This window comes from Streptomyces sp. WAC06614 (genome assembly GCF_003949795.1).
GTDB lineage: Bacteria > Actinomycetota > Actinomycetes > Streptomycetales > Streptomycetaceae > Streptomyces.
On record NZ_RPRY01000407.1, the window covers coordinates 1 to 5,273 of the forward strand.

Consider the following 5,273-nt stretch of genomic DNA (forward strand, 5'->3'; position numbering starts at 1 on the left):
CCGCGCACGGGGCCCCCGCCGCGCACGGCGCCGGCGGCTGGCCGCCGCCCCCGCCCGTCGTCCCGGCGTACGGCGCGGGCGGCCACGGCGGCACCGGCTGGGGGACACCGCTGACCACCGACGGCGCCGGGGCCAAGCCCAGGAGGTCCGGCAAGGGCGGCCTGGTCGCTGCCGTCCTCGCGGCGGCGCTGCTCGCCGGCGGCGTCGGCGGCGGTGTGGGCTACCAGCTCGCGAAGAACAACGGCACCTTCGGCTCCACCACGGTCAGCGCCGGCGACAGCCCGCGCGACCTCAAGCGCGAGCCCGGCTCGGTGGCGGGCCTGGCCGCCAAGGCGCTGCCGAGCGTGGTCACGATCAAGGCGCGGGCGGGTGACGGCGAGGGCGGCACCGGCACCGGCTTCGTCTACGACCAGCAGGGCCACATCCTCACCAACAACCACGTGGTCGCCTCCGCCGCCAACGGCGGCAAGCTCTCCGCCACCTTCTCGAACGGCAAGGAGTACGAGGCCGAGGTCGTCGGCCGGGCCCAGGGCTACGACGTCGCCGTCCTCAAGCTCAAGAACCCGCCGGCCGAGCTCGTCCCGCTGGTGCTCGCGGACTCCGACAAGGTGGCGGTCGGCGACGCGACCATCGCCATCGGCGCCCCCTTCGGCCTGTCGAACACGGTCACGACCGGCATCGTCAGCGCCAAGAACCGCCCGGTCGCCTCCGGCGACGGCAGCGGCAACAACAACTCCTACATGAGCGCCCTGCAGACCGACGCCTCGATCAACCCCGGCAACTCCGGCGGCCCGCTGCTCGACGGCCGTGGCGCGGTCATCGGCATCAACTCCGCGATCCAGTCCGCGGGCAACGGCGGCTTCGGCGGCGGCCAGGCCGGCTCCATCGGCCTCGGCTTCGCCATCCCGATCAACCAGGCGAAGAACGTCGCCGACCAGTTGATCAAGACCGGCAAGCCGGTCTACCCCGTCCTCCAGGTCTCCGTCGACCTCCAGGCCAAGGTGGACGGCGCCAAGATCTCCGACGGCGGCGCCGCGGCCAACGAGCTGGTCGACCCGAACGGCCCGGCCGGCAAGGCGGGCCTGCGGCCCGGCGACGTGATCACCGAGTTCGGCGGCAAGCGGATCGACAGCGGCCCGACCCTGATCAGTGAGATCTGGACCTACAAGCCGGGCGACACGGTGAAGCTGACCTACGAGCGCGGCGGCAAGCCGACCACGGTCGACGTCACGCTCGCCTCGCGGGTGGGCGACAAGTAACGGACGGCCAACGGCGGGTGGCTCGATGGTGAGGGGCCGTAGGCGCGATTGCGCCTACGGCCCCTCCCAACGTCCGCTTATGCTTCCCATGTGTTCGATTCGCGGCACATACGGACGTTCCACGAGGTCGTGACCTCGGGGTCGTACTCCGCTGCCGCCCGGATCCTGGGGTACACCCAGCCCGCGATCACCCAGCAGATGAAGGCGCTCGAACGCGCCGTCGGCACCCCCCTGTTCACCCGGGTCGGACGCCGGATGCAGCTCACCGAGGCCGGGACCTCGTTGGCCCGGCACGCCGAGACGATCCTCGGCTCGTTGACCGAGGCCCAGGCCCAGATGAAGGCGTACGCGCGGCTGCGGACCGGCCGGGTACGGCTGTGCGGGTTCCCCAGCGCCAACGTCACCCTGGTCCCGGAGGCCCTCAGCGGGTTGGACAAGGACCACCCCGGGGTGCAGGTCGAACTGCTGGAGTGCGAACCTCCGGAGTCCCTGCGCCGCCTCCAGCAGGGCGAGTGCGACATCACCCTCGCCTTCACCTATCCCGGCCTCCACGAGGAGGTCCCGGACGACGTCACCGAGGTGAGGCTGCTGGAGGACCAGCTCACGGTGCTGCTGCCGACCGGGCACCCACTGGCCCGCCGGCGGGCCGTGCAGCTCGCCGACCTCGCCGAGGAGCGCTGGATCGCCGGCTGCCCGCGCTGCCGGGCGAACCTGCTGCACGAGTGCGCCGAGCTGGGTTTCGTGCCCGACATACGCTTCGCGACCGACGACAACCTGGTCGTGCAGAGCCTGGTCGCCCAGGGGCTGGGCGTGGCGATGATGCCGGCCCTGGTGCTGCCCTCGCTCTCGCTCAGCCGGGTCTGCGGCCGGGCCCTGGAGCCGGCCGCGCGCCGGCACATCTCCGCGTACGTCTACCGCGACCACCTGCGCATCCCGGCGACGGCGGTGGTCCTCGCCGAACTCCAGCAGGCGGCGTCCCGTCGGGTCGGCTGCTGAGCCGAGGGCCGGCGCACCCGCATCCGCGCCCCACGCACCACCCGTACCCGTACCCGTACCCGTCGCCTGTCGCCTGTCGCCGATCCATAAGCCCTGCTTGGCAGTTCGGGTGAATACTGTCGTTGGACGTGATGGATCGGGCGGCGGACGCTGCCGTTATGACCACGACCTTCCCGGATCGTTCCGCGACCACCACGACGGCGTCCTCCGCGGCCCCGGCTGCCGCACCGCGCACCACGGCGAGGATGTCCGCCCTCGTCGAGGAGATCCGTGCGGTGGTGGACCGAGGCCTGGCGCCCGGCCTCACCGCCGAGCGCGTCGGGGAGCTCCTCGCGCCGCACCTGGGTGCTGAGGACCTGCTCACCCCGGAGCAGCAGGAGGGGGACGCGTCCTGCTACCGCCAGCACGTGCTGCACGCCGAGCGCGACGGCAGCTTCTCGGTGGTCGCGCTGGTGTGGCTGCCCGGCCAGGAGACCTGTATCCACGACCACGTCTCGTGGTGCGTGGCGGGAGTCCACCAGGGCGAGGAGAGCGAGGTCCGCTACGCGCTCGCCCCCGGCTCCGACCGGGCCCGGCTGAGGGCCGTCGCGGAGGTGGTCAACGGCCTTGGGGACGTGGCGGGCTTCGCGCCGCCCGGGGACATCCACAAGGTGCGCAACTCCTGCGGTACGACGGCGATATCGATCCACGTGTACGGCGCGGACGTCACTCGCCTGGGCAGCAGCATCCGCCGGATCTACCTGCTGTCGGAGGACTGATGGCCCTCCTCAACCGGCCCTCGGCCGCTGCGCCGGTTCGCCCTGTTTCACGTGAAACACCCCTGCCCTGGCCGGGGTTGGCCATGGCGTCCGCAGGCGCCCTGCTCGCCTGGGGCGTCCACCGGCTGGTACCGGCCGTGCCGATGCTGACCGCCTCGGTGGTCCTGGGCATCGCCGCCGCCCATCTGCCCCGGCTCCGTACGTTCGTCCGGGGCACCGCCCGCCCGGGCCTGTCCCTGGCCGGGCGGCGGCTGATGCGGATCGGCATCGTGCTGCTGGGGCTGGGCCTCGGGCTCCAGGAGGTCCTGCGGCTCGGCTGGGCCACCGTGGCGATGGTGTTCGCCGTGGTGGCGGCGACCTTCTTCGGCACCCTGTGGCTCGGGCGCCGGCTCGGCCTGCGCGGGGACCAGCCGCTGCTCATCGCCACCGGCTACGCGATCTGCGGGGCCTCGGCGATCGGCGCGGTCAGCGAGGTCTCGGGCAGCGACGAGGAGGACGTGGCGTCCTCCGTGGCCCTGGTCACCCTCTGCGGCACCCTCGCCATCGCCGTCCTGCCGCTGCTCCAGGACCCGTTGGGGCTCACCGACCAGGCCTTCGGCCGGTGGGTCGGGGCGAGCGTCCACGACGTCGGCCAGGTGGTGGCCACGGCCCAGACCGCCAGCCCGGCCGCGCTGGGCGAAGCGGTGCTGGTCAAGCTGATGCGGGTGGCGCTGCTGGCGCCGCTGGTGGCGGCCGTGGCCTTCGCGCTGCGGGCCCGGCGGCGGGGGGAGCGTACGGCCTCCGGGCGGCGCCCGGCGCCGGTGCCGCTGTTCGTGGCGGGCTTCCTGGCGGCGGCCGCGTTCCGGGCGACCGGTCTGGTCCCGGACATGGCCCTGGACTGGGCGCACACGGCCCAGGAGGCCCTGCTGGCGGCGGCCCTGTTCGGCCTGGGCAGCGCCGTCCACCTGCCCACCCTGGCCCGCACGGGCGGCCGGGCCGCCCTGCTGGGGCTCGGCGCGTGGGTGGTCGTGGCCGGGGTGAGTTACGTGGGAGTGCTGCTGACGGTCTGACGCGGAAGGGCGGGAAGCCGGCCATTTCTGCGCCGCAATCCGGCCGCAACGAGAACCCGCTCTGACGAGAGCATGACAGTCCATTCCGCGCGTGCCACAGTGCCCGGGACAAGCGCACCAGATCGATCCGATCCGCACCGACAGCACTTCACCCCCACCCTGCCCGGGCCGGACCGGCCCAGGGCACGGCAGAAGGAGTCATGCGTGAATCGTCATCGCACGGCCGCGTCCGTCCTGCTGGCCGCAGGAGCCCTCGTCGCCGGTGTCCTCACGGCCGCGGCCCCCTCGGTCGCCGCCACGGCGTCCGAGGGCGGGGCGTCGTTCCGCCCGTCGCAGACCCAGGGCTTCTGGACCCCCGAGCGCATGCGCGCCGCCACCCCGCTGGACCTCACGGCCGCCCCGGGCGCGGGGGGCCGGGCCGTGGCCACCACCGGCACGCCCACCACCGTGGCCCCGACCGCGGCGGCCTCACCGACCGCGTTCCCGCAGGCCGGCGGGGCGTGGACGGGCGGCGGCGCGGTGGTGCGGACCTCGGGCCGGGTGTTCTTCACCTTCGGCGACCGTACGGCGTCCTGCTCCGGCGACTCGATCTCCAGCGCCAACGGCAGCACCGTCATCACGGCCGGCCACTGCGTGAAGTACCAGGGCAGCTGGCACACCAACTGGATCTTCGTGCCGGCGTACGACAACGGCAACGCGCCCTACGGCCAGTGGTCGGCGACGAAGACCTCCGCCACGGACCAGTGGGCCGCCGGCGAGGACATGAACTTCGACGTCGGCTTCGCGGTGGTCGCCCCGCAGAACGGCAAGAAGCTCAGCGAGGTCGTCGGCGCCCAGGGCATCACGTTCAACGGCGGCTACAACAAGCGGATGTACGCCTTCGGCTTCCCGGCCGCGGCCCCGTACGACGGCACCAAGCTGGTCTACTGCAGCGGCAACTCGGGCAAGGACTTCCTCCTCACCAAGGACCACAGCCTCGGCTGCAACATGACGGGCGGCTCCAGCGGCGGCCCCTGGTTCCAGGACTTCAACGAGTCCACGGGTCTGGGCAACCAGGTCTCGGTGAACAGCTTCGGCTACACGTTCCTACCGAACCGCATGTACGGCCCGTACTTCGGCAACGAGGTGAAGGCCACCTACGACAAGGCCGCGACCTCCTGAACCAGCAGGAACGCTCCCCCGCCCACCCGCCCCGCCCGGTACTCTGTACC

The 5,273-nt window shown here is 72.8% G+C and carries 5 protein-coding genes; all 5 read left to right on the forward strand.

Going from position 1 to position 5,273, the window contains the following annotated elements; genetic code table 11:
- Positions 1-1,259 (forward strand): S1C family serine protease (locus tag EF918_RS31855; protein WP_125652395.1); only part of this gene is annotated, 1,259 nt, incomplete at its 5' end.
- Positions 1,260-1,349: 90 nt separating this feature from the next.
- Positions 1,350-2,255, forward strand: coding sequence for a LysR family transcriptional regulator (locus EF918_RS31860; RefSeq protein ID WP_125652396.1), 906 nt, complete (start codon positions 1,350-1,352; stop codon positions 2,253-2,255).
- Between the two features lie 245 nt (positions 2,256-2,500).
- A complete protein-coding gene (locus EF918_RS31865) occupies positions 2,501-3,013 on the forward strand; it encodes a cysteine dioxygenase family protein (RefSeq protein ID WP_260610851.1) in 513 nt (170 codons plus the stop codon).
- A gap of 83 nt (positions 3,014-3,096) precedes the next feature.
- Positions 3,097-4,062 (forward strand): YeiH family protein, encoded by a 966-nt coding sequence (locus EF918_RS31870; RefSeq protein ID WP_260610850.1) that lies wholly within the window; start codon positions 3,097-3,099, stop codon positions 4,060-4,062.
- Positions 4,063-4,266: 204 nt separating this feature from the next.
- Positions 4,267-5,223: a serine protease gene (locus EF918_RS31875; RefSeq protein ID WP_125652399.1), complete on the forward strand. Its 957-nt coding sequence runs from the start codon at positions 4,267-4,269 to the stop codon at positions 5,221-5,223.
- Positions 5,224-5,273 lie beyond the last annotated feature (50 nt).

Excerpts from the sequence above, each read along its gene's own strand:
- EF918_RS31865 (WP_260610851.1), top strand. The coding sequence starts at position 2,501 with ATGTCCGCCCTCGTCGAGGAGATCCGTGCGGTGGTGGACCGAGGCCTG.
- EF918_RS31870 (WP_260610850.1), top strand. The coding sequence starts at position 3,097 with ATGGCGTCCGCAGGCGCCCTGCTCGCCTGGGGCGTCCACCGGCTGGTA.